At 56.4% G+C, this 1,155-nt stretch carries 1 protein-coding gene; it reads right to left on the reverse strand.

Annotated features, from left to right (window positions below; translation table 11 throughout):
* Positions 1-1,052, reverse strand: a 1,052-nt coding sequence (locus RHBS_RS27920) for an acyl-CoA dehydrogenase family protein (protein ID WP_128646932.1), incomplete at its 3' end; no start/stop codon positions are given.
* Between the last annotated feature and the right edge of the window lie 103 nt (positions 1,053-1,155).

Genomic DNA, 1,155 nt, shown 5'->3' on the forward strand with positions numbered 1-1,155 from the left:
TTTTTGGAGATAACCGACGCGCCAGAGGCGCGATACAGTAAGTCGACCGCTTCACGAATGAGTTCGATGCCAAACGCAACTTGTCCGCGGATGTCGGCTTTTTCCTGCCAGCTGGGTTCGACTCCGACATCCGCTCTGGACTGCAGTAGTGTCGTCATCTTCTCCAGCAGTGCCTTCGCTGCAGCGATCTTGTTTGCAGCGGTTGCAACATGTATATGAGTCAATGGGTGGTCGGACTGGTCGTCCCACGACGAGTGCGAGATGGCCCGCCCCGGCAGACGATCGACAAACAGGTCGTAGGCCCCCTGTCCCATCCCCGCGACTGTCGCGAGGGATTGGGTTTGTACGTAAGAGTACAGACCATAATTCCGTCCTGTCGCGCCGGCATTCGAGCGGTTCGACAGTGTGCCCATTACCGCGGCCTCTGCGTCTGCAACGCGGTGAAAAGGGACAAAAATATTATCGGCTTTGCTTGTCACGCTCCCAGTGCCACCGGCCGCAGATACGTTCCAGTCGTCAGATAACGTCATTTGCGAAAGGGGCACCAGTGCAACAGATTCGCCTACAACCTCGCCGTCTGGATCTTTGACTAGAGCATCCATCAGATTCCAATCGGCACCGCGACTGCCAGTGTTGAACGGCCATGATCCTGAAAGCATATAGCCGTCTTCGACCTGCATCAATGTGCCACCAGGTGTAAATCCCCCCGACACACGCGCTCGTCCACCCTTGAAAACTTCTTCTTGTGCACGGTCTGGAAATAGGGACACCATCCATGCGGTACTGACCCAAACCATGGAAACCCAGCCCGCGGAGCCGCAACTTCGTGCGATTTCTGCGAGTACAGAATTCTGATCAGCTAAAGATTGCTCAAGGCCGCCAAATCGACGTGGTACGGCCATGGAGTACACGCCGGCTTCGGTAAGGGCATCTATCGTGTTTGGTGTCAGCCAACCTGCGTCCTCGGCGGCGCGTGCGTTCGATCGTATTACTGGCGCGAGTTCGCAGACCCTGCTCAGAACTGCTTCATCCATGGCTACCGTCGTGGTCACTTTGTCTCCCCTTCGAGGACCCCGGTCTAATGATTGGGTTGCCACTTACGCTAGCTATGAGCGGTCACGGCACGCCCTATGTACGCTCACGGGTCGCTAATTC

Origin of the sequence: Rhodococcus sp. BS-15 (genome assembly GCF_000813105.1) — a bacterium.
In the GTDB taxonomy this organism is placed as follows: Bacteria; Actinomycetota; Actinomycetes; order Mycobacteriales; family Mycobacteriaceae; genus Rhodococcoides.